Source organism: Ruegeria sp. CDSC042 (genome assembly GCF_059610745.1).
This window is the reverse complement of sequence record NZ_JBXWOF010000004.1, coordinates 86,625-110,358: the sequence shown is the minus strand read 5'-3', so window position 1 is coordinate 110,358 and position 23,734 is coordinate 86,625. Positions and strand designations below refer to the sequence as shown.

Genomic DNA, 23,734 nt, shown 5'->3' with positions numbered 1-23,734 from the left:
CTAGCTTTAAAGACTGGCCTCTATTTGGCTCAAATTCAAGCTACAACCGTCTTATTGTCGCTTTGTTCCGGTCAATGCGCCCTGAGGCTCGGGATCGTTTCAAAATGGGCCGAAATGATGCCGTTCAACCTTTAGACCAGCCTCTTTCAGGCGGGACTCGAGTTCCTTATGCGGAGGGGTCGACTCATCGGGCAGGCGAATCCGCTTTTCCGAGGTCAGCACCAGCGACATGCGCACCGAGAAATCCCAGCGTGTATCCAGACGCACATGGTCGATTTCGCTCAATCTTACGCCAGCCTCGCGCCGCCCCGAGAACCACCGCAGCCCATCCTGATCCAGCCGGAGCCCCGAACGGGTGTTTTGTGCAAAGTCCCATAATGCGGGCAGGGTGAACAGGGCCAGCAGGCCAATCAGCCACCAGACGGCATCAAAGGCGATGAACAACACCGCCAGCGCGGAATAGACCGACAGCAGAATGGCGATGACCTGCGGTGACCTGTTATGCCGTGTATAGGAATAGGGGGTCATGCGTTCAGGATGCGCGTCACCATTTCGGTCGTGTCCCGTGAAAGGTCTGGCGTTTCGGCGATGCGGGTCAGCTGGTTGCGGATAAGGGCCTGGCGATCTGAGTCATACCGCTTCCACGTCTGGAATGCCGAACACATCCGCGCCGTGGTCTGCGGATTGACCGGATCCAGTTTGATCAGCCAGTCCGCCAGCAGAGAATAACCAGCTCCATCAGCACGGTGGAAACCGGCGTGATTCGTCGCCAATGCCCCTAGAACAGCCCGGAAACGGTTCGGGTTCTTCCAGTTGAAATCCGGATGCCCGGTCAGGTGGCTTACGATATCTGCAGTCTCTGCCGGGGCTGACATCGCCACCTGCAGGCCGAACCATTTGTCCATCACCAGCCGGTCATCTTGCCACCGGTCATAAAACGCGTTCAGTTCCTGTTCCCCTTTGCCCGCACGCAACAGGCAGGACAAAGCCGAAAGCTGAAGGGTCATGTTATCGGCGCGCTGATAATCCTCGGCCGCTTTTGCACCCCCGTCCAGCCGTGAGGTCAACGCCAGTGCGGCCCCACCCAGAGCCCGCTGGCCGGCTTGTTCTGCGTCCGGGCTAAAGGCGGCTTCGATGCTGGTTTCGCTGTGCAGGCGGGGCAGCAGATCCTGAACGTGCTGGGCCGTTACCTGCCGCAGCGTTTCAACAGCGGTCCAAATGGCCACCGGGTCGGGCGTGACACCCTGTTCATGCATCATCGCAGCAAGTTCAGATTGGGACGGCAACCCCAGCATCAAGGCACGATAAGACGGGTCAAGATCGCTGTCGCGCAATACGGCGAGGATGCCATCGAGGTAATCCGTTTCCGGTGCCGCATCCGTCAAGATCATCTTGATCAGCGTGTCTTCGGCTAAAGATCGCCCTGCTTGCCAGCGGTTGAACGGGTCGCTGTCATGAGCCAGCAAAAAAGCTCGCTCAGCGCTGCTCTGGTCATGTTCCAGAATCACGGGGGCCGAGAAATCGCGCAGGATTGAGGCCGTGGGTTTGGGCGGATTGGCACCGGACACGCGTTCCGGTCCTTCGCAACCCTGCAAGCGCCAGCCTTCTACTGTGTATTCGAAAGCAAAGCTTTGGATTTCCTGCGTGAACTCCAGAATGGTTGTGGGCATGGTTTCATCCCCGTTCGCGCCAATCAGCCCGACCGCAACGGGGATAACCTGCGGCAGTTTTTCTGACTGTCCGGGGGTCGGGTCGGTGCGCTGTCTCAGCGTCAAGGTGTAGATGCCATCAGTCCATTCTTCGGTCACCGATACGCGCGGGGTGCCAGACTGGCTGTACCAGCGTTTGAACTGGGTCAGGTCGCGACCTGTGGTGTCTTCAAACACCTTGATCCAGTCCTCGATGGTGCAGGCCTGACCGTCATGCCGATCAAAATACAGCTCCAGCGCCTGCGCATAGGCCTCGTCACCTACCAGACGTTTCAGCATGCCGATCACCTCGGCGCCTTTTTCGTAGACCGTCGCGGTGTAGAAGTTGTTGATCTCCTGAAAGCTCTCTGGCCTTACCGGATGTGAAAGCGGGCCGTTATCCTCGGCGAATTGGCGCGCCCGCAGGTCGATGGCATCGTGGATACGTTTGACCGGGGCCGAGCGCATGTCCGAGGTGAACTGCGCATCGCGGTACACCGTCAGACCTTCTTTCAAGCACAGCTGAAACCAGTCGCGGCAGGTGATGCGGTTGCCAGTCCAGTTGTGGAAATACTCATGCGCGATGATCGCCTCGATCCGTTCGAAATTCATATCGGTGGATGTCTCAGGGCTGGCCAGCACGGCGGACGAGTTGAAAATGTTCAGACCCTTGTTTTCCATCGCCCCCATGTTGAAATCATCGACGGCGACGATGTTAAAGACATCCAGGTCATATTCGCGGCCATAGACGTCCTCGTCCCATTTCATCGACTTCTTCAGCGCCTCCATCCCAAAGGCACATTTGCCTTCGTCTCCGGGACGGACCCAGAGATTCAGTTCGACGTCACGACCGGATTTGGTCGTGAATTGACTGGGATGAGCGATCAGGTCGCCTGCGACCAGCGCGAACAGATAGGCAGGTTTGGGCCAGGGATCGATCCATTCGGCCCAGCCATCGCCCTGACCCGATGGGTTGCCGTTGGACAGAAGCACTGGAAGGTCACCATTGATGCGCACCGTAAAGGTGGACATCACATCGGGGCGGTCCGGGTAGTAGGTGATCTTGCGAAAGCCTTCGGCCTCGCACTGGGTGCAATACATGCCGTTCGACATGTAAAGCCCTTCAAGCGCGGTGTTGTTGCCTGGGTCGATTTCGACCTCGGCTTCCCAGACAAATGCCGCGTCGGGGACAACCGCTGTCAGGCCGGTCTCTGTGACGTCTGGAGTGATCTCAACCCCGTCAACAGTAGCACGGATCAGTTTCAGTTGCTCACCATGCAGGAAAAACTGACGGTCTAAGGCATCAGGATTGGGCCGGAAGGCGATGCGCGAAGTCACTCGGGTCGCATTTGGGGCCAGATCAAAGGTCAGATGTACGCTGTCCACCAGATAACCAAACGGTGTGTAGTCTTTCAGATAGATCGTCGTGGGGGCTGCGTCGCGCATCGGTGGCCTCGAATGGGTTGGTATCAGGCGCGACGTTATGGGTTGCTGCGATGGGCTGCAAGCGGTGCAAGTAAGCTTGCTCAATAGGCGATAAGCATCTGTCGATGTCGAAGTGGCCTGACGACCAAAGACCCAAACTGACCAAGACATGTTGCCTATCGGAAATATCCGCCCTAATTGGGGCCTGTATACAACGGCGTACATACGAGGGGATGTGGCATGAGCAGCAGACAGATGCGGAGCGGACTCAAGGTCGACGGGATTCTGACTGAATTCATAGAAGGGCGTGCTCTGTCTGGAACAGGCGTTGCGGCTGACACCTTCTGGAACGGGCTTGCGCAGATGGTTCACGAGTTGGGTCCAAAGAACCGTACACTTTTGGCAAAGCGGGCCGATATCCAGGGGCGCGTCGATGCCTGGCATTTGGAAAACAATGGCCAGCCGCATAATGCTGTCGCCTATCAGGATTTCTTGCGCGAGATCGGCTATTTGGTGGCTGAAGGCGGGGATTTTCAGATCGAAACCGACAATGTCGATCCCGAGATCGCGTTGATTCCCGGTCCTCAGCTGGTGGTTCCTATTACCAATGCGCGTTTTGCACTGAACGCTGCCAATGCGCGCTGGGGCAGCTTGTATGACGCGCTTTATGGCACCGATGCGATGGGCGATCTTCCCGTCGGTGGTGGTTATGACGATGCGCGCGGAGCACGTGTGATTGCTTGGGCCAAAGGGTTTCTGGACGATGCCGCCCCGCTGGCCAGCGGATCGTGGGCTGAAATGTCAGAACTGCGCGTTGAAAATGGGGTTCTGGTGCCCGCGCTGGCAGATGCAGCGCAGTTTGTGGGTTTTGGCGGTGCCGCTGAAAACCCGGACTTTGTTCTGCTGAAGAATAACGGTTTGCATGTCAAAGTCGTGATTGACACCTCTAGCACCATTGGCGCTACCGACCCGGCCGGTATTGCTGACGTGCATCTTGAATCGGCGCTGTCGACGATCATGGACTGCGAAGATTCAGTCGCCTGTGTGGATGCCGAGGACAAGGTGGTTGCCTATGGCAACTGGCTGGGCCTGATGAAGGGTGATCTGACCGAAGAGGTCAGTAAAGGCGGCAAAAGCTTTACACGCAAACTGTCCGATGACCTGACTTTTACCGCGGCGGACGGTGGCGCTGGTGTTCTTAAGGGCCGGTCGCTGATGCTGGTCCGCAATGTGGGGCACCTGATGACCAACCCCGCCGTTCTGGATGCCGAAGGGCGCGAGATCGGCGAAGGTCTGATGGACGCGCTGTGTACCACTCTGATTGCGATGCACGACCTGCAGCGCGATGGCGGCAACTCGGTCACTGGTTCGGTCTACGTGGTAAAGCCTAAGATGCACGGACCTGAAGAGGTTGCCTTTGCCGTCGAAATTTTCGATATGGTTGAGGACATCCTCGGCCTGCCGCGGAATACCGTAAAGCTCGGTATTATGGATGAAGAGCGCCGCACCTCGGCGAACCTCAAGGAATGTATCCGCGCCGCCAAATCGCGCGTGGCCTTCATCAACACCGGCTTTCTGGACCGGACCGGGGATGAAATCCACACTTCGATGGAGGCAGGACCAATGCTGCCCAAGGGCGACATCAAGAACACGCCGTGGATTGCGTCTTATGAAGATCGCAATGTTGATATCGGTCTGGCATGTGGCTTGAAGGGCAAGGCACAGATTGGCAAAGGCATGTGGGCGATGCCCGACCGTATGGGTGACATGCTGGACGCCAAGATCGGTCACCCGAAATCGGGCGCAACTTGCGCCTGGGTGCCGTCGCCGACTGCCGCGACACTGCACGCAACACATTATCATAAGGTCAACGTCCTAGAGCGCCAGGACGAATTGGCTGCCGGTGGCGCACGTGGTACGCTGGATGATCTGCTGACTGTGCCTTTGCTGGGCGGCCGCAACCTCAGCGATGATGAAATTGCGCGTGAGATCGAAAACAACGCGCAAGGCATCCTGGGCTATGTGGTTCGCTGGGTCGATCAAGGCGTTGGCTGTTCGAAAGTGCCGGACATCAATGATGTTGGCCTGATGGAAGACCGTGCCACCTGCCGGATTTCGTCTCAGGCCTTGGCCAACTGGCTGCATCATGGCACTGTCGATGAGGCGCAAGTCATGGCCGCGATGCGGAAAATGGCCGTAGTGGTCGATCGGCAGAATGATAGCGATCCGGCGTATCGCCCAATGGCTCCCGGTTTCGACGGGATCGCCTTCCAGGCGGCCTGTGATTTGGTTTTCAAAGGCCGTGTTCAGCCTTCGGGTTATACCGAACCTGTCCTGCACGCCCGCCGACTGGAGATGAAAGCCAGCCTTTAACCCAACAGAAATGACTGGATCGAATATGGTAATTTCTTTGCGCAAAGCCCGTACCCTTATCCGCAAAGCCCTTGAAAAAGGGCGCGAGTTGGGGCTGAAACCCCTCTCGGTCATCGTTCTTGATGCTGGTGGCCACGTCATCGCGTTTGAGCGTGAAGACGGTGCTGCCCCTGGTCGTTTTGCGATTGCGCAGGGCAAGGCCTACGGCTCGGTCATGCTGGGGATGGCGGGCACAGCCCAGATGCAACGCGCCGAGGCGCAGGCCTATTTCATGGCCGCCGTAAACGGTGTTTATGGCGGTCAGGTCGTGCCGGTTCCGGGCGGTGTCCTGCTGCGTGACCGAAAAGGTGCCGTAATTGGCGCAGTCGGTGTGACCGGCGACACGTCGGATAACGACGCCATCGCTGCCATGGCCGGGATCGAAGCGGCCGGGCTGACTGGCGAAGTTTGACCTTTGGTGAACTCGGAGAGCCGGCAAAGGCTCTCCGATCTTTACGAGGCACAAGCGGCGCGCAAAGCGAATAGGGCCTATTCGGCGGTGGTCCGATCAGGCCCCTTGTTGTGCAGGGGTGAACAGAGACTTGCGCTGACACACAGGCTATGTGCTATTGCGCGCCTGTGACCCTGTCGATACCTTTCCCGGAACGTGCGGAAAGAACTAGGAAAGAATAATGGCTCGACCTGTCGTCGGTATCATCGGCAATTCATATTTGATGAACGATCAATATCCGACTCATGCTGGCGGCACGATGAACTCGGACGCGGTGGCCAATGTCTCGGGTTGCTTGCCGATGCTGATCCCTGCCGACCCGCGGTATGTCTGTGTCGAGGAACTGCTTGAGGTCTGTGATGGTTTCCTGCTGACAGGGGGGCGTCCCAATGTTCACCCCGAGGAATATGGCGAACCCGCAACCGAAGCGCACGGTGATTTCGACCGGGCTCGCGATGCGATCACGTTACCCTTGGTGCGGGCCTGTGTCGAAAGAGGGCAGCCCTTTTTCGGCATCTGCCGCGGCTTTCAGGAGGTCAACGTGGCCATGGGCGGAACACTTTATCCAGAAATCCGGAATTTGCCGGGGCGAATGAACCACCGGATGCCACCCGACGGCACGTTGGAAGAAAAATTTGCCCTGCGCCATGTGGTCAGCCTGACCGAGGGGGGCGTGTTTCATCGGTTGATGGGCGCTGCCGAGGTGATGACCAACACGCTGCACGGGCAGGGGATCAAAACGGTTGGACATCGCATTGTGATTGACGGCGCTGCACAAGACGGCACGCCCGAGGCGATTTATGTGCAGGACGCGCCCGGTTTCACCCTGTCGGTGCAATGGCACCCGGAATGGGACGCGGTCAATGACCCTGTCTCGCGGCCGCTTTTTGAGGCGTTTGGCGATGCGGCACGCGACTGGTCCGCAGGAGTGCGATCGGGATTGGTTAAACAAACCGCCTGAGTCCCTACGCCGGCCCTGATTGAAGGGACCGGCGCTTTGCTATCAAACCAGCAGATTGAATTGATTGATCAATGGCAAGCTGCGGGCGCGCTTGCCGGTAAGGTCGAACAGGGCGTTGCCAAGCGCTGGCATCGACGGAGGCGTTCCCGGCTCGCCCACACCACCCAGATGGCGGTTGGTTTCCAGAATACGAACCTCGGTCACCGGGGCGTTATGCATTCGCAGCGCGTCATAGTCGGGGAAGTTAAATTGCTCGACCTCACCGTTGGCGAAGGTGATCTCACCCATCACGGCTGCTGACAGGCCATAGATCATGCCACCGAACATCTGCGCTTCGACCGTTCCCGGATCCAAAGCAAGACCCACATCACAGGCAATCCACGCTTTTGCGATGCGAACGGTGCCGTCCTCATCGACCACCTCGATCACCTGCGCTACCGGGGTGACAAAGCTGTAGGTCATTGCTACGCCACGACCAAAACCGGCAGGCGTTTCACCCGTCCAACCTGACATTTCCTTGACGGCTTGCAGGACACCTGCCGACGGCGCGTGCTCGGTTTGGGCCAGTTCAAGACGGAACTCCAGCGGGTCGCGACCGGCGGCCAGGGCCAGCTCGTCCATGAATGTCTCGTGGAAGAACCCGTTATGGCTATTGCCGACCGAACGCCAGAACCCGACAGGTACATCCAGATCGGCGATGTGGCCGCTGACGCGGTAGTTCGGCACGGCATAGGGCTGGTTAAAAAGACCTTCGACCAGGACCTTGTCGGGGCCAGCGCCGGGCAGGCCCGATATGCGTTCCACGGCCTGTTGCGTGCAGGATTGCGATGCAACTCTGGCGTCGATCAGAACCGCCTTGCCGTCTTTGACCGCGCCACGCATCCGCGCCAGTGCACCGGGCCGGTAGAAGTCATGGCGCATGTCCTCCTCGCGGCTCCAGGTGGTCTGGACCGAAGTATTGGGCATGGCCATGGCGACTTTGGTGGCGATTTCGATGAAATCCAGCTCTCCACGACGACCAAATCCGCCCCCAAGATAGGTGGTGTGAATCTCGACCGCTTCTTTATCCAAATTCGCCGTGTTTGCAGCGCGGGTCAGAAGGAAGGTCGGCGCCTGGTTGCCACACCACAGCTCGAGGTTGGAACCAGTGAACAGCGCGGTGGCGTTCATCGGTTCCATCGTGGAATGCGCCAGATAGGGTACCTGATATTCAGCGGTAATTTCGGTGGCCCCTTCGGGCAAGGTGTCAACATCGCCATCGTCACGCATGGTCGAATTTGGCGAGTCGTCAAACGCCTCGGCAATTTTTGCGAATATACCGTCAGTATCCGGCGGGTAGGGGGCGTCGGCCCAATCGACGTCTATTGCCTCAACCGCTTGAATGGCCAGCCAGGTGTTATTGGCAATAACGGCCACGCCGTTGCCCAGATCGACCACCTTCTCTACGCCGGGCATGGATTCCGCAGCGCTGGCGTCAAAGCCGTTCATCGCACCGCCCAGTTTCGGGTTCATCCGAACCGACGCGAATTTCAGACCCTCGGGGCGCACGTCAATGCCAAACTCAGCCGTGCCCGTGGATTTTCCAACCATGTCGACTCGTGGCAGGTTCTGTCCCAGCAAACGCCAGTCTGAGGGATCGCGCAGCTCGACCTGCATGGGCTCGATCTGTCCGGCGGCCTCAGCCAGTTCAGTATAGGGAATGCGCGTCCCGTCCGGCGCGATCACGGCGCCGTTTTCGGTCTTCAACTGGTCACGCTCCAGGCCCAGACGATCAGCCGCTGCTTGTTTCAGCGTTTCCCGGGCTGTGGCCCCGGCTTCCCGCATGCGTTCGAACCCATCGCGCATCGAGGTCGAGCCGCCTGTGACCTGCAGACTGACAACCTTGCCCAGAACGCCCAGCGACTGTGCCAGATTGTGCTGGAAATTCGAGATGTCATATCCCTTGTTCGGCAGGCTCTCACCCAAAATGGCCGAGTTGTAATAGGCGGCTGCCGCAGGCCCGTGAAGGACCCGGATATCGTCCAATTCGACGTCCAGTTCTTCGGCAATTAGGGCTGCCCAAGTGGTCATTACGCCCTGTCCCATCTCGGCACGTGGCGCGAACAGGGTTACGCCCTGCTGATCAATCAGGATGAACGGGCTAAGCGCGGTTTCCCCATCGCCAGGCTTCAGCGGGTTGGCTGTCGGGCGGCTGACATAATAGGCGCCAAACGCGACGCCGCCAACAATGGCGGCTGAGCCGATAAGAAACGTGCGGCGAAGAATTTTTCCTACGGAAGCCATCGCTTATGCCTCCTTCAGTCTGGAGGCTGCGTCATGGATCGCGGCACGGATACGGGGATAGGTGCCGCAGCGGCACAGATTGCCCTGCATCGCATCGTCTATGTCCTGATCCGTGGGGCTGGGGTTCTCGGCCAATAGCGCGGCGGCTTGCATGACCTGACCCGATTGGCAATAACCGCATTGCGCAACCTGATGGTCAACCCAGGCCTGCTGTATCTTGGCCATCGCATCCGGGCTGCCCAGACCTTCGATTGTGGTGACGTCACCCCAGACATCGGACAAGGCAACCTGGCAAGAGCGCACGGCTTCTCCGTCTATATGAACGGTACAGGCGCCGCATGCCGCAACCCCGCAGCCAAACTTGGTGCCGGTCAGTCCGATCTCGTCGCGCAGAACCCATAAAAGGGGGACATCCTCGGGTAGATCGACCTTATATGACGTCCCATTTATCTTTAAGCTGGCCGTCATAGCTGCGTCTCCCTCTTGGCATTTAGTGACGTTCTGACATAAATGGGTGTGAGTGTCAGAGTGTCAACTGACAAATTGAGTGAAAAGTGTCAAAAGGTTCAGATGAGAGATTTCGTGCTAGACGCAAAGTGCCTTGCCATACTGGATTCGGCGCGTAAGGCATTCGCGGCTTACGGCTTTAAAAAGACGTCGATGGATGAAATCGCAAAGGGCGTGGGGATCTCGCGCCCGGCATTGTATCTGTATTTCGACAACAAAGAGGCGATCCTGCGCAGACTCACCGAGTTGCACTATGAGGAGAAGATCGAAGCCGTTGCGAAAGCCCTGCAGGCAGACGGCTCGGTTTCGCAGATCATCGGCCAGGCAATCCACGTACAGACCGATGGTATGGCTCAGATCATGTCCTCTCCACACGGGATGGAACTGTTAGATGCAGGAAAGTCGCTGGCCTCGGATATCATCACGCAGGGCGAGGTCCGGCTGCAATCTTTATATACCGGGTGGCTACAGAAAGAAGCGTCGAATGATCGTGCCCGTTTGTTTGATGGCGCAAGAGAAACTGCGGAGACCATTGCCTCTGCGCTGCGGGGAAACAAAATCAGCGCGACGGATTTTCAAGAATTCGACCGGATGAACTCGAACCTTGCCGCCATGATTGGTGCAGCGTTGGAAATCAGGTAACCCGCTGTCTGACTTTGTATTCCGGTGCGTCCCATAACCGGTTGGTCATGATGTCGGCCAGAATGTCCACCGCGCCGTTTACATCCTGCTCATCGATATAGAGCGGGGTGAACCCAAAGCGCATGATGTCCGGGGCGCGGAAATCACCGATCACGCCGCGCGCGATCAAGGCCTGCATTGCGGCATAGCCATCGGCGAAACGGAATGAAACCTGACTGCCACGCTGCGCAGGGTCGCGGGGGCTGGCCAGTTTCAGGTCAGGGCAGTTGGCCTCGACGCCCGAAATAAACAGCTCGGTCAGTTCGATTGACTTGGCGCGTACGTCCTTGATGTTGGCCATGTCCCAGATGTCCATCGCCGCAGACAGCGCGGTCATCTGGATGATCGGAGGTGTGCCGACACGCATCCGCTCGATACCCTGCCCGGGGCGGTAATCCAGATCGAACGTGAACGGGGCTTCATGGCCCAGCCACCCGGATAATGCAGGGCGCACGCGATCCGCATGGCGGGGCGCCACATAGATGAACGCCGGCGCGCCAGGGCCTCCGTTCAGATACTTATAGCTGCAGCCAACGGCAAAATCCGCATTGCAGCTGGACAGCTCAACCGGGATCGCCCCTGCGGAATGGGCCAAATCCCAAACGGTTATTGTGCCGTTCGCATGGGCCTGTTCCGTCAGCGCCTTCATGTCATGGATCCGGCCAGACCGGTAATCGACCTCGGTCAGCATCAGAACCGCGACGTCTTTGGAGATGTTTTCGGCAACATCCTCGGGTGCGACCACCCGTAATTCGTATTCCGATCCGAGTGAACGCAGCAGACCGTCGACCATATAAAGGTCCGAAGGGAAATTGCCGTTATCAGACAGCACAACCTTGCGGTCGGGGCAAAGCTCCAGCGCCGAGGCAACAGCCTGATAGACCTTGATCGACAGGGTATCGCCGGTCACGATGGTACCCGGTTCCGCCCCGATCAACCGCCCGATACGGTCGCCAAGCCCGGTCGGAAGCCCCATCCACCCGGCCTTGTTCCAACCGGTGATCAGCATTTGACCCCATTCGTGTGTCATCATTCCACTCACCCGCTCGGCGGCAGCACGTGGCAATGGGCCAAGCGAGTTGCCGTCCAGATAAATGGTTCCATTCGGCAGATCGAACATGGCTTTGGTTGCAGCGAAATCAGTCATGGAGGTCCTGTGCAGAATTCTGACAAATGTCTGACTAAAGGGCTATCTGATCAGTTCTGCCGTGTCTACGCGTTCGGCCGAAAATGCACAGATGCGACCAACTGTGGTTTTGCTTTCGTGGATGCAAAGCGGTACATACCCCGACAAATGCGACATCCATACCGCAGGATCAGAGGAACAAGCATGAAGCGCAAACTCGACATTCCGCCCGCTTGGTTGGTGGCCTTTGCTGTTCTCGCCTGGCTGCAGGCGAACTATGCGTCCTTCGGTCTGTCGCTGGCCAGCGGGTTTACCGACCTGCTCAGCGGCCTTCTGATCGGGGGCGGCGTCGTTCTTGTCGTGCTGGCGATTGCCGAGTTTCGTCGGCATCGAACGACCGTCCTGCCGCATGAAACTCCATCGAGTCTGGTTCAAACAGGTATCTTCAAGCGCAGCCGCAATCCGATCTACGTTGGCGATGTACTTATTCTGGCCGGCTTGATTCTGCGTTTCGACGCGGTGCTGTCCTTGGTGTTGATGCCTGTTTTTGTCTGGATTTTGGAACGCAGGTTTATTGTGCCGGAAGAAAACCGTATGCGCCGTGCCTTTCGCACGGATTTCGCCAGTTATGAAAGGCAAACCCGCCGCTGGATCTGAGGTGGACGGGATTTTACACGACGTAACAATGCTGCGCTTGCGAAATAATCTTGCGCAGTTAAAACTGGTTCTTCAGATAGAATGCCAACTATCCTTGCGAACTGACCGAAAATTAGGGGGACGCGCCGTTGAAGATTGGAACGCCAAAGGAAACATTTGACGGTGAGAACCGGGTCGCGATGACTCCGGATTCAGCCCGTCAACTGCAAAAGCTCGGGTATGAGTGCCTGATCGAGAAAGGGGCCGGCGCTGCGGCCGGGTTCTCGGACGCCACATATAAAGAGGCGGGTGTCGAGGTTATCGGAACCGCGGCGGCGCTGTGGAAAGCCGCCGACATCGTCGCCAAGGTACGTCAGCCAAATGAAACCGAGCTGAAGCGTCTTGCCAAGGGCAAGACATTGATCTCGTTCTTCAACCCCGCAGGGAATGAAAAGGGCATGGAGGCCGCCAAGTCCAAGGGCGCCAACGTGATCGCCATGGAAATGGTGCCGCGTATCAGTCGTGCCCAGAAGATGGACGCTCTGTCGTCGATGGCCAACATAGCGGGCTACCGCGCGGTGATCGAAGCGGGTAACAACTTTGGCCGGTTCTTCACCGGTCAGGTGACGGCTGCTGGTAAAGTACCGCCTGCCAAGGTTCTGATCGTAGGTGCCGGTGTGGCCGGTCTGGCCGCCATTGGCACCTCGACCTCTCTGGGTGCGATCACCTATGCGTTCGACGTACGCCCCGAAGTGGCGGAGCAGGTTGAATCCATGGGCGCCGAATTCGTCTATCTGGACTTCGAAGAAGACCAGCAGGACGGCGCGGCAACCGGCGGTTACGCGAGTGTTCAGTCCGATGAATTCCGCGAGGCACAGCTGGCCAAGTTCCGCGAGCTTGCTCCGGAAATGGACATCGTGATCACCACCGCGTTGATCCCCAACCGCGAAGCGCCCGAGCTTTGGACCAAGGACATGGTCGAAGCGATGAAACCGGGTTCGGTGATCGTGGACCTTGCGGCGGAAAAAGGCGGCAACTGCAAGCTGACCGTTGCTGACGAGAAGATCGTGACCGATAATGGCGTGACCATCATCGGCTATACCGATTTCCCAAGCCGGATGGCGGCACAGTCTTCGTCGCTTTACGCAACCAACATCCGTCACATGATGACAGACCTGACGCCTGAAAAGGACGGTCAGATCAACCATGACATGGAAGACGACGTGATCCGCGGCGCAACCGTGACGCATGCAGGTGAAATCACCTTCCCGCCACCGCCGCCGAAAGTTCAGGCGATTGCCGCTCAGAAAAAGCCTGAGGTCAGGGAGCTGACCCCGGAGGAGAAAAAGGCGCAGGAAGTTGCGGCCTTCAAGGCGCAAACCAAACAGCAGTTCACCTTGCTGGGTATCGGCGGTGCGCTAATGCTGTTGATCGGTCTGATTGCTCCGGCCAGCTTCATGCAGCACTTCATCGTCTTTGTGCTGGCGATCTTCGTGGGATTCCAGGTGATCTGGGGCGTCGCGCACAGCCTGCACACGCCTCTGATGGCGATTACCAACGCGATCTCGTCGATCATCATCGTTGGCGCAGTGATGCAGATCGGATCCGGGTCGTTCCTGGTTATTCTGCTGGCGGCTCTGTCCGTATTCATGGCCGGGATCAACATCTTCGGTGGCTTCCTCGTAACTCGGCGCATGCTTGCCATGTTCCAGAAATCTTAAGGAGGCCGGGCACATGGATTATGGCTTCACCACTGCCGCCTACGTTGTTGCGGCTGTTCTGTTCATCCTCTCGCTTGGCGGCCTGTCGAACCAGGAAAGCGCCAAGCGCGCTGTCTGGTATGGCATCGTCGGTATGGCGCTGGCGGTTTTCGCTACGCTGGTCGGCCCCGGTTCGGGCTTGTGGCTGCTGTCACTGCTGCTGATCATAGGTGGTGGTCTGATCGGTCAATATGTGGCGCAGCGCGTCCAGATGACCGAGATGCCACAGCTTGTGGCTGCGATGCATTCGCTGGTTGGTTTGGCGGCTGTGTTCGTGGGTTTCAACGCGCATTTTGAAATCAAGAATGTCGCCGAAGTTTTTGCGGTTGTTGATGCCGCCAAAGACGTCGACCTGTCCGACCTGGGCGCGTTTGCCAAGCTGATCGCCAAGAAGACAGCGGCAGAGCTGGCAATCCTGCACGTGGAACTGTTCCTGGGCATCTTCATCGGCGCAATCACCTTTACCGGTTCGGTCGTGGCTTATGGCAAGCTGGCTGGCAAGGTTACATCGACGGCAACCAAACTGCCCGGTGGTCACGCGCTGAATGCGTCTGCGGCGGGGCTCTCGCTGATCTGTCTGGTTTGGTACACGTCCACGGGCGGATTCCTGCCCCTGTTCCTGATGACGCTGGCCGCCTTGTTTATTGGTTATCACCTGATCATGGGCATCGGCGGTGCCGACATGCCGGTGGTTGTGTCGATGCTGAACAGCTATTCAGGCTGGGCGGCTGCGGCCATCGGCTTTTCGTTGGGCAACGACCTGCTGATCGTGGTCGGTGCGCTTGTGGGCTCGTCCGGTGCGATCCTCTCCTACATCATGTGTAAGGCGATGAACCGGCACTTTGTCAGTGTGATCCTGGGTGGCTTTGGTGGTCCGCAAGGTGAGCAGATGGCTGTCGAAGGCGAGCAGATTGCAATCGAGGCCGACGGTGTTGCCGCAGCCCTGAATGACGCCGACAGCGTGGTGATCATTCCGGGCTATGGCATGGCCGTCGCGCAGGCACAGCAATCGGTGTCCGAACTGGTTCGCAAGCTGCGGGCGCAGGGCAAGAATGTGCGCTTTGCGATCCACCCGGTTGCCGGTCGTTTGCCGGGCCACATGAACGTTCTGCTGGCCGAGGCCAAGGTGCCGTATGACATCGTTCTGGAAATGGACGAGATCAACGAGGACTTCCCGGAAACGGATGTTGCCATCGTCATCGGTTCGAATGACATCGTGAACCCTGCAGCACAGGAAGACCCCAACAGCCCCATCGCCGGGATGCCGGTTCTGGAATGCTGGAAGGCCAAGCAGGTGTTCGTGTCCAAACGTGGTCAGGGTACGGGGTATTCGGGTATCGAAAACCCGCTGTTCTTCAAAGAGAACACCCGCATGTTCTATGGCGACGCCAAAGCAAGCTTGGACAAGCTGCTGCCGATGATCGATTGATCTAAAGCCTTAACCAAAATGCAAAGGGCGCTTTCGGGCGCCCTTTTCTTGTTTGTCATGTTGGGGGCTTTGCCCCCAAGCCTCCAGGAAATTTCTGGCCAGATGAGGCGGACGGAATGTGGTATCCTTGGGCTATTATAGAGAGACTAGGAGGTGCCCCATGGAAAAGGTCAACGGCATAGGTGGCGTGTTTTTTCGCGCCAGAGATCCGGAAGCGCTACGGGATTGGTACGAGACCCATCTTGGCGTTCATCATTACGATCCCGTCCCCTGGAAACAGCGCGAAGGCTATACGGTCTTTGCCCCGTTTGCGCAGGACACCGATTATTTTGGCCGCGCCGAGCAGCAGTGGATGATCAATTTTCGGGTTGACGATCTGTCTGCCATGACGACCCAGTTGCAAGCCGCAGGCATTGCCGTCGAGACCAATCCGGAATGGGATAGCGAGGTTGGAAAATTCGCACGTATTCACGACCCTGAGGGCAACCCAATCGAACTGTGGCAGCCAAATCAATGACATAAGGGGTTTGTATACCGTAGTATCCATGTAAGCTATTGAAATAAAAAGATAATTGATGTATTTTTGAACTGTCGTATAGTGCGCCGGACAACGCCGGAGCATTCAATGACGCCGATCGACGATCATCCATTGCGCTATTCGCTGGCCAACGAGCTGCATGCGCGCCCGTTTCCCGTGGCCTCGACGCCATGCACCGTTGCGTTTTTGGCCATCAAGAAACCCGTGGCGGCGGTTGCGCGGGACCGGAGCGAAGACATAGCCCATCTGGTCAATCTTCTAGACCGTCACGGTGCGCAGCACCCGCAGCCGGACGCGACGCATTACGCGGGTCAGATCGGCCGTCACTGGCTCAAGTGGGAGCAGCACACGGAATTTGTGACCTATACGGCGATCACCCGGAATGTCAGTGACCGGGCCTTCAACCCCGCTGATTTTGAGGCTTTCCCACCTGATTGGCTGATGGCCAGCCCGGGCCAGAGGATAACCTCGGCCATGGTTCGGGTGACTGAAAGACCAGATGATGAGGCGGTAAAAGCCGCGCTGGCCGAATGGTTCGAACCCGAAAGCCTTGCGGTTGCGCGCGTGCTGGATGATGCTGCGATTTGTGCCAGTGACTTTCGGATTGATCCAGCTGGGCATATGCGGTTCGCGCTCTTCGTGACCAAGGGAACAGGACAGCGCCGAACCGGGCGCATCATCCAGCGCCTGTGCGAGATCGAAACCTACAAAGCCATGTCCATGTTGGGCTTTGCTCGAATCAAGCAACTGATGCCGAAAATCGGAGAGCTGGATGGAAAGCTGACCCGGCTTATGGGGCAGATGACAGATAACTCGGCGCATCCTGACGAACTACTGCCGGATCTGCTGTCAACATCCATCGAATTGGAAACACTTTCTGCCCGATGCGCATTTCGCTTTGGGGCTACCGGGGCCTATGAGGCCATCGTGAACCAACGGATCGAGGTATTGCGCGAGGAAAGGTTCGAGGGCCGTCAGTCCTTTGCCGATTTCATGATGCGCAGGTATGAGCCCGCAATTCGGACAGTGAAAGCCACGGAAAGTCGGCTGCAGACCTTGTCCGACCGGGCGATCCGGGGGGGTGAGTTGCTGCGGACTCGGGTAGATGTGGAACGCAGCGCCCAGAATCAGGCCTTGCTGGAAAGTATGGACCGCCGTGCTGATCTGGCCCTGAGGTTGCAGCACACAGTCGAGGGGCTTTCCGTGGTGGCGATTAGCTATTATGCGGTCTCACTGGCCAGCTATCTGTTGTACCCGTTGACCGCCACCGGGATCAGCAAGGGGATGCTGACCGCGGCGGCAACCTTGCCGGTTGTCCTGTGTGTCTGGCTGGGTATCAGGCATATACGAAAGCGGTTGGCCTAATCCGCGTTTGCTAAACCTTCCCTAGGCTGTAGAACTGACAGGGGCGGGCGCGGAGCAAAGGAAAATACGTGATCGGGATTATGGCCGCTTGGCGGGCCGTGGCGGCCATGTTCATTTTGAACGGCGCTTTGTTCGGGATCTGGGCCTCGCGTATTCCCGCAGTCAGGGATCACCTGGACCTGTCGCACGAAGCGCTTGGCTACGGCTTGCTGTTCATGGCGGCTGGGGCTGTGTGTTCGTTCCCGGTTACCGGACGTCTGACAGATCGGTTCGGGGCTGTGGTGATCACACGGATCATCGCCATTCTTTATACCGCATCCCTTATCTTGCTGGCCTTTGCCGGAAGCTTTTGGGCATTGGCGTTTTTCCTGTTCGTATTCGGGGCCTTCCACGGCTCAATGGATGTGGCGATGAACGCCTGGGCAGCAGAGGTTGAGCGCGCTTATGACAGGCCCGTTATGTCGTCTTTTCACGCGATGTGGAGCCTGGGGGCCGGTCTGGGAGCGCTGAGCGGATTTGGTGCGATACAGATGGGCCTGACGGTGTCACAGCACTTTTTACTGGCCGGTGGCATCGTAGTTGGGCTGACACTGGCTCTGTCCCGTGTGCAGTGGAATTCGCACCGTGTTGTGGCCGCGGGCGGGGCGATATTTGCACTTCCGTCGGGTGCGTTGATACTTGTCGGATTTATTGCCCTGTGCGGGGCATTGGGTGAAGGGGCCGTCGCGGACTGGAGCGCGATTTTCCTGCGGGATGTGACCGGTGCACCCGAAAGCGTCGCAGCGCTGGGATATGCCGTCTTTTCGGTGACAATGGTCGCGTTCCGTCTGGTGGGTGGTGTCGTGATCGCGCGGTTCGGACCAACCGCGACGGCCCGGTTCGGAGGGGTATGCGCCGCTTTGGGGGTGCTGGCTGTGGTATCGGCCTATGATGCCGGGATTGCTCTGGTTGGGTTTGGACTGATGGGGCTTGGATATGCAGTGATCATGCCGCTTGCGTTCAGCAGGGCGGCAAATGATCCGCATGTCCCGCCTGGTCAAGCCATCGCCAGCGTGGCCACATTAGGGTATGGCGGGTTGTTGATTGGCCCGCCCCTTATTGGGTTTCTGGCAGAGATGCTTACATTGCGTCTTGCATTCATGGCCTTGCTGCCGCTGGCTGTTTTCATTGTCCTGTTATCCGGCGCGTTGCGCCCCGGTGACAGCGACGAACGATGATTTTGGGAGATACACATGCCGATCAAAAACCGGTTCGCAGAACTGCAGAGTGAAATCACGGAATGGCGGCGTGATATCCACCAAAATCCAGAGATCCTGTTTGAAACCCATCGCACCAGTGCGCTGGTGGCGGAAAAGCTGAAAGAGTTCGGTTGCGATGAGGTGGTCACCGGAATTGGCCGAACGGGCGTGGTGGGTATGATCAAGGGCAAGGCGGACACGGGCGGCAAGGTTATCGGTTTGCGTGCCGATATGGATGCGCTGCCGATCCATGAGGCGACCGGATTGGACTATGCCTCGAATACCGATGGGGCGATGCACGCCTGTGGCCATGATGGTCATACTGCGATGTTGTTGGGGGCGGCGAAATACCTTTCGGAAACGCGGAATTTTGACGGGACAGTGGTGGTCATTTTCCAACCTGCCGAAGAAGGTGGCGGCGGTGGTCGTGAGATGTGTGAAGACGGGATGATGGACCGCTGGGGCATTCAGGAAGTCTACGGAATGCATAACTGGCCCGGCCGTCCGGTGGGCAGTTTCGCCATCCGTCCTGGCGCGTTTTTCGCAGCTACTGATCAGTTCGACATCGTTTTTGAAGGCAAGGGCGGCCACGCAGCCAAGCCGCATGAAACCGTGGATACAACGGTGATGGCGGCGCAGGCGGTTCTGGCGCTCCAGACCATCGCGGCGCGAAACGCTGACCCGGTGGATCAGGTGGTTGTTTCGGTGACCTCCTTCGAAACCTCTTCAAACGCATTCAACGTGATCCCTCAGACTGTAAAGCTGCGCGGTACGGTCCGTACAATGAGCCGGGACATGCGGGATATGGCCGAAAAGCGCGTGACCGAGATCTGCACCGGAGTGGCCGCCACATTTGGAGGAGCGGTTGAGGTGACCTATTACCGAGGCTACCCGGTGATGGTGAACAGTGATGATCAAACCGATTTCGCGGCCCAGGTGGCGCGGTCCGTCTCGGGCGATTGTGACCAGGCACCGCTGATCATGGGCGGCGAGGATTTCGCCTTTATGCTCGAAGAACGCCCCGGCGCTTATATTCTGGTGGGCAACGGGGACACCGCTGCAGTGCATCACCCTGAATACAACTTCAACGATGAGGCCATCCCTGCAGGATGCAGCTGGTGGGCCGAAATCGTGGAACAAAGGATGCCAGCGGCGTGATCCCAAGGGGCAGGCAGGTGCTCTGCCCCTAAACGCCGGTGGTCTTCAGGCCAAGCCGGTCGCACAGGGTCTCGACAATGGAATCGAGCGCGGATTTCTGCGTGTTGACGCAGGATTTTGCGGCATCGCGCGCTGTATCCAGCGCGTCCTGATCGCTGAGCCAAACCGCGACCGCGTCTGCCAGGGCCTGCGCCGAGTTCACCTCAACCGCGCCACCGGTTTCGATGAGCGGCGCAAAGGTCTCGGCAAAGTTGAAGTATCCGGGACCGGTTATTACTGCCGCCCCGGCCTGAGCGGGTTCGAACGGGTTATGGCCGCCGATCTCGTGCAGCGAACCGCCCAGAAATACGATTGGGCACAGCGCATACCACGTGCCGGTCTCGCCCAGTGTGTCGGCAACATAGACCTGTGTTTCGGTTTTGATCCGCCTCTCCGATGTTCGGAAAACTGCGGATTGACCGGCCTGTTTCAACAGCGCGGCCACATCCTGTCTGCGTTCGGGGTGGCGTGGGATCAACAACAGCAGCAGGTCGGGCCAGCGTTCCAGCAATTTCGCATGGGCGGCCAGAACGATTTCTTCTTCTCCGGCATGGGTCGAGCTGGCGATCCAGAGAGGGCGTCCGGCAATCTGGGTCTGAATATCTTCCAACACAGAATTATCGACCGGAAGCGGATCGGACATCGCTTTGAGGTTGGTTCCCGGTTGCACGCGGTCCGCCACAGCCCCCATGTCCACCAGATTAGCGGCGGTTTTGCCATTCTGGGTCAGGAACAGGCTGAAATTGTCCAAAATGAATCGTGCGGTTTGTGGCCGTTTCTTCCAACCTTCGACGGATTTCTCTGACAGGCGCGCATTCAACAGGGCCAGAGGGATTCCCCGTCCAGCCGCGTCAACGATCAGGCGTGGCCAGATTTCGCTTTCGACAAATACTCCGGCTTCGGGGCGCCAGTGATCCAGAAATCGCCTGACCGGCCCTGCGGTGTCCAGCGGCGGATACTGGTGTCGCGTACGGGGTGGCATCCGTTTTTCGATCAGCGCCGCCGAAGTTGGGGTGCCCGAGGTCACCAGGAACTGGGCATCCGGCAGGCGTTCACCCAGCCGTTTGATCAGGCTGATGACCGACAGGGTTTCCCCCACACTTGCAGCGTGGAACCAGATCAATCGGCCCTTGGGGCGTGGTAGGCTGGCATGGCCGAGCCTTTCATGCTGGCGAATTGTCGGGACATCTGCCGCCAGGAGTTTCTTGCGCACGGTGCGCCAAGCCAAAGGTGCAGCAACGGCGGTCAGGCTGCAATACAAACGGTAAAGCAGCGTCGGCTGGCCAGAGGGGGCGGTCATGTCAGCCGCCCGTATGGCTCATGTGGCGGCTCATCCTGCCGTCGACCGCCTGGCGGGAATAGTCGAAGTCGTGGCCTTTGGGCTTAAGATTTATCGCCGCGCGGATGGCCTGTTCCAGCGGCGCCTCGGTATCGAGATGATCTCGCAGGGGGGCACGCAGATCGGCCATATCCTCTTGCCCCAGACACATATACAGCTCACCCGTACAGGTCAGGCGGACACGATTGCAACTTTCGCAGAAGTTGTGCGACAGCGGTGTGATAAAGCCGATCTTCTGGCCCGTTTCTTCAAGCCGCGCATATCGCGCCGGGCCACCGGTGCGTTCTGCCAGATCGGACACGGTATAGTGGCTTTCGTATTCCTTGCGGACATCCTTGAGCGACCAGTACTGATCCAGTCGGTTCTCGTTCCCGATATCGCCCATCGGCATCACCTCGATCCAGGTCAGATCCATGTCGCGCTCAGCGCACCATTGGGTGATTGTTGGAAGCTCTGCCTCGTTGAACCCCTTCAGGGCCACAGCGTTGATCTTGACCCGCAGGCCAGCCTTTTGGGCAGTATCAATTCCGTTCAGAACCTGTTTCAACCGGCCCCAACGGGTGATCTGGCTGAATTTCTCATCATCCAACGTGTCCAGCGACACATTCACCCGGCGCACGCCCGCCGCATAGAGATCGTCAGCAAAGCGGTGCAGTTGCGAGCCATTGGTTGTCAGCGTCAGCTCTTTCAACGCGCCGTTGTCCAGATGCCGGGTCATGGCATTGAAGAATGACATGATGTTTCGGCGGACCAGCGGCTCACCCCCCGTAATGCGCAGCTTTTCCACGCCCATCTTCACGAAGGTCGTGCACATACGGTCCAGCTCTTCCAGCGTCAGCAGGTCCTTTTTCGGCAGGAACTTCATGTCTTCGGACATGCAGTAAACACAGCGAAAATCACAGCGATCCGTAACGGAGACGCGGAGATAGGTGATGGCACGTGCGAACGGGTCGATAAGCGGAGCTGTCATGCGTCATACGTAAAGCGGCGACTGGCCTGCGACAAGCCTGAACTGTGCTTTGTGCTGGCACAGTCCTGTGAGGGGGGCTAAGTTCAGGCCATGAAATACGCTCTGCTGACCATTTGTATCCTTGTTGCGGGCTGTGACACTGTCCGCTCGACAACTGATCGGGTTTTCGGTCGCGACAAACCTGCGGCTGAACCAGAGGTCGCCGCGGAAGCAGACGTTGCCGAATCCGTTCCGGTCCCCGCAACCGCCGCTGGTTGGGTTGGCGCCAAGACCACCATTGCCAGCTTAGGTGATCCGACAACGCCGGGACGCTGGATGGAAACGCCTTTGGTCGAGACAGAGTTCACGGGTCGCGTTGTCGTGCCCAGAACAGGGGCGCAGGCCTATATCACGCTGGTCCCGGCCCGTGGGCCCGAAAGCGGTGGCAGCAGGCTGTCGCTGGATGCGATGCGGGCACTGCTTTTGCCTTATGACGAACTTGTCGAGCTGGAAGTTTATTCCAACTGACCTTTCAGATATTTGCCAGCTTCACGCCGGGCAAAGGGCTTCATGGCCGAACTATGGTTGCGCAGAAAGTTAACCACTCGGTCCGCGTCATGTTTCGACAGCTCGCGCAGCCACCATGCGATTGCTTTCTGGATGAACCAGTCACGGTCGGGCACATAGCCCGCTGCCCAGCCAAGAATACGGTCGCGCCGGTTCAGGTCTTCTGGCTTGGGGTGGTTCTGCTTGGTCCAGGGCAGGGTGGCCACCAGCGCGGCGCGCCGTGTCCACATGTGGTCTGACGCTGTCCAGCTTTCGACCTGATCCAACCGCGCCGGGTCCGCAGACAAGCGTTTCTGCATCGCCATACAGGCGTGATCTGCCACCGCCCAGGCATCGAAATCTGGCAACCAGCTTTGCAGCAGGTCCCAAGCAGCCTCATCGGGGCGGATACGGGCTTGGGTCAGCAACTTGGCTGCGGCCAGACGGCCCTCGTGGATATCGGTCTGCCAGAGGGCGTCAGCCAGATCCACCCGCGCAGCAACGTCCAGTTCCTGTCGCCATAGTTTGGTCAGGTCGTTCAGAACCGGATTTGCAACGCCCAGATAGAGGCGTTCGACCTTGTGATAAGCCGCCATCTGCACGGCGCGCTCGGGGTCGGCATGGGCCCGGATCTGGTCAAGATAGGTGACGGGCGTCATAGGTCCGCAGCGCGTGTTGGCTTGCCGTCGATCGTCTGATGGTTCCGCTCAACCCAATAATCGCGGATATCGTCATCGGACTTACCGTCGACCCATTTCTGCATCGTGTCCCGTTCGGACTGGTATTCCATGAACGGTACAGCATATCCGCAAGAGGTCTGAACCATGTCAATCGCAAGGTCATAGATCTGGCGGGCGCTGCGGTGGTCGGGAAACAGCCCGGCCAACGCGTCCCAGCCCTCGTCCCCGGCATGCAATGTACGCGCGGTGCCATAGGTCCGCAGGATCAGCGGGCGTGTGGTGAAGGAACACCACATGAGGGTCATGCGATTGACCTCCAGCAAATGCCCGGCGGTTTCATTGCCACTGCCGGTCAGGTTCATCCAGACAATCCGATTCGGCCCCAGTACCCGCAGCGAGTCCATCCCTTTGGGAGAGATATTGACCCGTCCTTCAGGTCCGGCGGTGCCGACGAAGAACAGATGCTGATCCTCGATAAACTTGCGATGGGCGTCATCCAGCGCCGGAAATTTCTTGGACATGT

The 23,734-nt window shown here is 58.3% G+C and carries 21 protein-coding genes; 12 read left to right on the top strand and 9 right to left on the bottom strand.

From position 1 onward, the window contains the following. Nucleotides 1–99 precede the first annotated feature (99 nt). Both AC2FHX_RS10330 and pepN read right to left on the bottom strand, forming a co-directional pair. Nucleotides 100–528 (bottom strand): hypothetical protein, encoded by a 429-nt coding sequence (locus AC2FHX_RS10330; RefSeq protein ID WP_142634964.1) that lies wholly within the window; start codon nucleotides 526–528, stop codon nucleotides 100–102. Next, nucleotides 525–3,134, bottom strand: coding sequence for an aminopeptidase N (gene pepN / locus AC2FHX_RS10325; protein ID WP_496701699.1), 2,610 nt, complete (start codon nucleotides 3,132–3,134; stop codon nucleotides 525–527). Before pepN ends, AC2FHX_RS10330 begins: the two co-directional genes overlap by 4 nt. Nucleotides 3,135–3,353: 219 nt before the next feature. On the opposite strand from pepN, the gene AC2FHX_RS10320 reads away from it, so the two are divergent. The 3 genes from AC2FHX_RS10320 to AC2FHX_RS10310 all read left to right on the top strand — a co-directional run bounded on the left by AC2FHX_RS10320 (nucleotide 3,354) and on the right by AC2FHX_RS10310 (nucleotide 6,937). Next, nucleotides 3,354–5,486, top strand: coding sequence for a malate synthase G (locus AC2FHX_RS10320; protein WP_496701701.1), 2,133 nt, complete (start codon nucleotides 3,354–3,356; stop codon nucleotides 5,484–5,486). A gap of 25 nt (nucleotides 5,487–5,511) precedes the next feature. Continuing rightward, nucleotides 5,512–5,937 carry a GlcG/HbpS family heme-binding protein gene (locus AC2FHX_RS10315; RefSeq protein ID WP_271950308.1) on the top strand — a complete coding sequence of 142 codons (426 nt, stop codon included), beginning with the start codon at nucleotides 5,512–5,514 and terminating at the stop codon, nucleotides 5,935–5,937. A 220-nt stretch (nucleotides 5,938–6,157) separates the two neighbouring features. Further along, nucleotides 6,158–6,937 (top strand): gamma-glutamyl-gamma-aminobutyrate hydrolase family protein, encoded by a 780-nt coding sequence (locus AC2FHX_RS10310; RefSeq protein ID WP_496701703.1) that lies wholly within the window; start codon nucleotides 6,158–6,160, stop codon nucleotides 6,935–6,937. A 42-nt stretch (nucleotides 6,938–6,979) separates the two neighbouring features. Here AC2FHX_RS10310 and AC2FHX_RS10305 read toward each other — a convergent pair whose 3' ends face one another. Together AC2FHX_RS10305 and AC2FHX_RS10300 are read right to left on the bottom strand one after the other, a co-directional pair. Beyond that, nucleotides 6,980–9,220 carry a xanthine dehydrogenase family protein molybdopterin-binding subunit gene (locus tag AC2FHX_RS10305; protein ID WP_496701705.1) on the bottom strand — a complete coding sequence of 747 codons (2,241 nt, stop codon included), beginning with the start codon at nucleotides 9,218–9,220 and terminating at the stop codon, nucleotides 6,980–6,982. A 3-nt stretch (nucleotides 9,221–9,223) separates the two neighbouring features. Beyond that, nucleotides 9,224–9,688 (bottom strand): (2Fe-2S)-binding protein, encoded by a 465-nt coding sequence (locus tag AC2FHX_RS10300; protein ID WP_142634955.1) that lies wholly within the window; start codon nucleotides 9,686–9,688, stop codon nucleotides 9,224–9,226. A gap of 102 nt (nucleotides 9,689–9,790) precedes the next feature. Between AC2FHX_RS10300 and AC2FHX_RS10295 the strand changes: the two genes are divergently transcribed. Then, the gene (locus AC2FHX_RS10295) at nucleotides 9,791–10,369 is read left to right on the top strand and encodes a TetR/AcrR family transcriptional regulator (protein ID WP_496730700.1); all 579 of its coding nucleotides are present in this window, start codon (nucleotides 9,791–9,793) and stop codon (nucleotides 10,367–10,369) included. Here the strand turns inward: AC2FHX_RS10295 and kynU are convergent. Beyond that, nucleotides 10,362–11,555 carry a kynureninase gene (gene kynU, locus AC2FHX_RS10290; RefSeq protein WP_496701709.1) on the bottom strand — a complete coding sequence of 398 codons (1,194 nt, stop codon included), beginning with the start codon at nucleotides 11,553–11,555 and terminating at the stop codon, nucleotides 10,362–10,364. The genes AC2FHX_RS10295 and kynU overlap by 8 nt on opposite strands. Nucleotides 11,556–11,738: 183 nt before the next feature. On the opposite strand from kynU, the gene AC2FHX_RS10285 reads away from it, so the two are divergent. The 7 genes from AC2FHX_RS10285 to AC2FHX_RS10255 all read left to right on the top strand — a co-directional run bounded on the left by AC2FHX_RS10285 (nucleotide 11,739) and on the right by AC2FHX_RS10255 (nucleotide 19,658). Next, on the top strand, nucleotides 11,739–12,191 hold the full coding sequence (locus AC2FHX_RS10285) for a methyltransferase family protein (RefSeq protein ID WP_496701711.1): 453 nt from the start codon (nucleotides 11,739–11,741) through the stop codon (nucleotides 12,189–12,191). A gap of 128 nt (nucleotides 12,192–12,319) precedes the next feature. Further along, complete coding sequence (locus AC2FHX_RS10280; protein WP_496701713.1) at nucleotides 12,320–13,891, top strand: Re/Si-specific NAD(P)(+) transhydrogenase subunit alpha; 1,572 nt, start codon at nucleotides 12,320–12,322, stop codon at nucleotides 13,889–13,891. 13 nt (nucleotides 13,892–13,904) lie between these two features. Continuing rightward, the gene (locus AC2FHX_RS10275; protein ID WP_282021433.1) at nucleotides 13,905–15,359 is read left to right on the top strand and encodes an NAD(P)(+) transhydrogenase (Re/Si-specific) subunit beta; all 1,455 of its coding nucleotides are present in this window, start codon (nucleotides 13,905–13,907) and stop codon (nucleotides 15,357–15,359) included. Between the two features lie 160 nt (nucleotides 15,360–15,519). Further along, the gene (locus AC2FHX_RS10270) at nucleotides 15,520–15,876 is read left to right on the top strand and encodes a VOC family protein (protein ID WP_142634943.1); all 357 of its coding nucleotides are present in this window, start codon (nucleotides 15,520–15,522) and stop codon (nucleotides 15,874–15,876) included. A 108-nt stretch (nucleotides 15,877–15,984) separates the two neighbouring features. Then, entirely contained in the window at nucleotides 15,985–17,262 is a 1,278-nt protein-coding gene (locus AC2FHX_RS10265; RefSeq protein WP_142634941.1) for a DUF3422 family protein, read from the top strand. 68 nt (nucleotides 17,263–17,330) lie between these two features. Next, nucleotides 17,331–18,479, top strand: coding sequence for an MFS transporter (locus AC2FHX_RS10260; protein WP_496690867.1), 1,149 nt, complete (start codon nucleotides 17,331–17,333; stop codon nucleotides 18,477–18,479). A gap of 15 nt (nucleotides 18,480–18,494) precedes the next feature. Beyond that, nucleotides 18,495–19,658 carry a M20 aminoacylase family protein gene (locus tag AC2FHX_RS10255; protein ID WP_496701715.1) on the top strand — a complete coding sequence of 388 codons (1,164 nt, stop codon included), beginning with the start codon at nucleotides 18,495–18,497 and terminating at the stop codon, nucleotides 19,656–19,658. Between the two features lie 28 nt (nucleotides 19,659–19,686). Here the strand turns inward: AC2FHX_RS10255 and AC2FHX_RS10250 are convergent, their stop codons facing one another. Both AC2FHX_RS10250 and moaA read right to left on the bottom strand, forming a co-directional pair. Further along, nucleotides 19,687–20,997 (bottom strand): 3-deoxy-D-manno-octulosonic acid transferase, encoded by a 1,311-nt coding sequence (locus tag AC2FHX_RS10250; protein WP_496701717.1) that lies wholly within the window; start codon nucleotides 20,995–20,997, stop codon nucleotides 19,687–19,689. Nucleotide 20,998: 1 nt separating this feature from the next. Next, on the bottom strand, nucleotides 20,999–22,006 hold the full coding sequence (moaA, locus tag AC2FHX_RS10245; RefSeq protein WP_496701719.1) for a GTP 3',8-cyclase MoaA: 1,008 nt from the start codon (nucleotides 22,004–22,006) through the stop codon (nucleotides 20,999–21,001). Nucleotides 22,007–22,096: 90 nt separating this feature from the next. On the opposite strand from moaA, the gene AC2FHX_RS10240 reads away from it, so the two are divergent. Further along, nucleotides 22,097–22,513 carry a hypothetical protein gene (locus AC2FHX_RS10240; RefSeq protein WP_496701721.1) on the top strand — a complete coding sequence of 139 codons (417 nt, stop codon included), beginning with the start codon at nucleotides 22,097–22,099 and terminating at the stop codon, nucleotides 22,511–22,513. Here AC2FHX_RS10240 and AC2FHX_RS10235 read toward each other — a convergent pair. Then, nucleotides 22,501–23,190 carry a DNA alkylation repair protein gene (locus tag AC2FHX_RS10235; RefSeq protein ID WP_496701723.1) on the bottom strand — a complete coding sequence of 230 codons (690 nt, stop codon included), beginning with the start codon at nucleotides 23,188–23,190 and terminating at the stop codon, nucleotides 22,501–22,503. The genes AC2FHX_RS10240 and AC2FHX_RS10235 overlap by 13 nt on opposite strands. Beyond that, nucleotides 23,187–23,732: a pyridoxamine 5'-phosphate oxidase family protein gene (locus tag AC2FHX_RS10230; protein WP_496701725.1), complete on the bottom strand. Its 546-nt coding sequence runs from the start codon at nucleotides 23,730–23,732 to the stop codon at nucleotides 23,187–23,189. The genes AC2FHX_RS10235 and AC2FHX_RS10230 overlap by 4 nt, the downstream gene beginning before the upstream one ends. Nucleotides 23,733–23,734 lie beyond the last annotated feature (2 nt).

What these genes read in the sequence shown, in the direction of transcription:
- AC2FHX_RS10330 (WP_142634964.1), bottom strand. Translation starts at nt 528, where the DNA reads ATGACCCCCTATTCCTATACACGGCATAACAGGTCACCGCAGGTCATC.
- pepN (WP_496701699.1), bottom strand. Translation starts at nt 3,134, where the DNA reads ATGCGCGACGCAGCCCCCACGACGATCTATCTGAAAGACTACACACCG.
- AC2FHX_RS10320 (WP_496701701.1), top strand. Translation starts at nt 3,354, where the DNA reads ATGAGCAGCAGACAGATGCGGAGCGGACTCAAGGTCGACGGGATTCTG.
- AC2FHX_RS10315 (WP_271950308.1), top strand. Translation starts at nt 5,512, where the DNA reads ATGGTAATTTCTTTGCGCAAAGCCCGTACCCTTATCCGCAAAGCCCTT.
- AC2FHX_RS10310 (WP_496701703.1), top strand. Translation starts at nt 6,158, where the DNA reads ATGGCTCGACCTGTCGTCGGTATCATCGGCAATTCATATTTGATGAAC.
- AC2FHX_RS10305 (WP_496701705.1), bottom strand. Translation starts at nt 9,220, where the DNA reads ATGGCTTCCGTAGGAAAAATTCTTCGCCGCACGTTTCTTATCGGCTCA.
- AC2FHX_RS10300 (WP_142634955.1), bottom strand. Translation starts at nt 9,688, where the DNA reads ATGACGGCCAGCTTAAAGATAAATGGGACGTCATATAAGGTCGATCTA.
- AC2FHX_RS10295 (WP_496730700.1), top strand. Translation starts at nt 9,791, where the DNA reads ATGAGAGATTTCGTGCTAGACGCAAAGTGCCTTGCCATACTGGATTCG.
- kynU (WP_496701709.1), bottom strand. Translation starts at nt 11,555, where the DNA reads ATGACTGATTTCGCTGCAACCAAAGCCATGTTCGATCTGCCGAATGGA.
- AC2FHX_RS10285 (WP_496701711.1), top strand. Translation starts at nt 11,739, where the DNA reads ATGAAGCGCAAACTCGACATTCCGCCCGCTTGGTTGGTGGCCTTTGCT.
- AC2FHX_RS10275 (WP_282021433.1), top strand. Translation starts at nt 13,905, where the DNA reads ATGGATTATGGCTTCACCACTGCCGCCTACGTTGTTGCGGCTGTTCTG.
- AC2FHX_RS10270 (WP_142634943.1), top strand. Translation starts at nt 15,520, where the DNA reads ATGGAAAAGGTCAACGGCATAGGTGGCGTGTTTTTTCGCGCCAGAGAT.
- AC2FHX_RS10265 (WP_142634941.1), top strand. Translation starts at nt 15,985, where the DNA reads ATGACGCCGATCGACGATCATCCATTGCGCTATTCGCTGGCCAACGAG.
- AC2FHX_RS10255 (WP_496701715.1), top strand. Translation starts at nt 18,495, where the DNA reads ATGCCGATCAAAAACCGGTTCGCAGAACTGCAGAGTGAAATCACGGAA.
- AC2FHX_RS10250 (WP_496701717.1), bottom strand. Translation starts at nt 20,997, where the DNA reads ATGACCGCCCCCTCTGGCCAGCCGACGCTGCTTTACCGTTTGTATTGC.
- moaA (WP_496701719.1), bottom strand. Translation starts at nt 22,006, where the DNA reads ATGACAGCTCCGCTTATCGACCCGTTCGCACGTGCCATCACCTATCTC.
- AC2FHX_RS10240 (WP_496701721.1), top strand. Translation starts at nt 22,097, where the DNA reads ATGAAATACGCTCTGCTGACCATTTGTATCCTTGTTGCGGGCTGTGAC.
- AC2FHX_RS10235 (WP_496701723.1), bottom strand. Translation starts at nt 23,190, where the DNA reads ATGACGCCCGTCACCTATCTTGACCAGATCCGGGCCCATGCCGACCCC.
- AC2FHX_RS10230 (WP_496701725.1), bottom strand. Translation starts at nt 23,732, where the DNA reads ATGTCCAAGAAATTTCCGGCGCTGGATGACGCCCATCGCAAGTTTATC.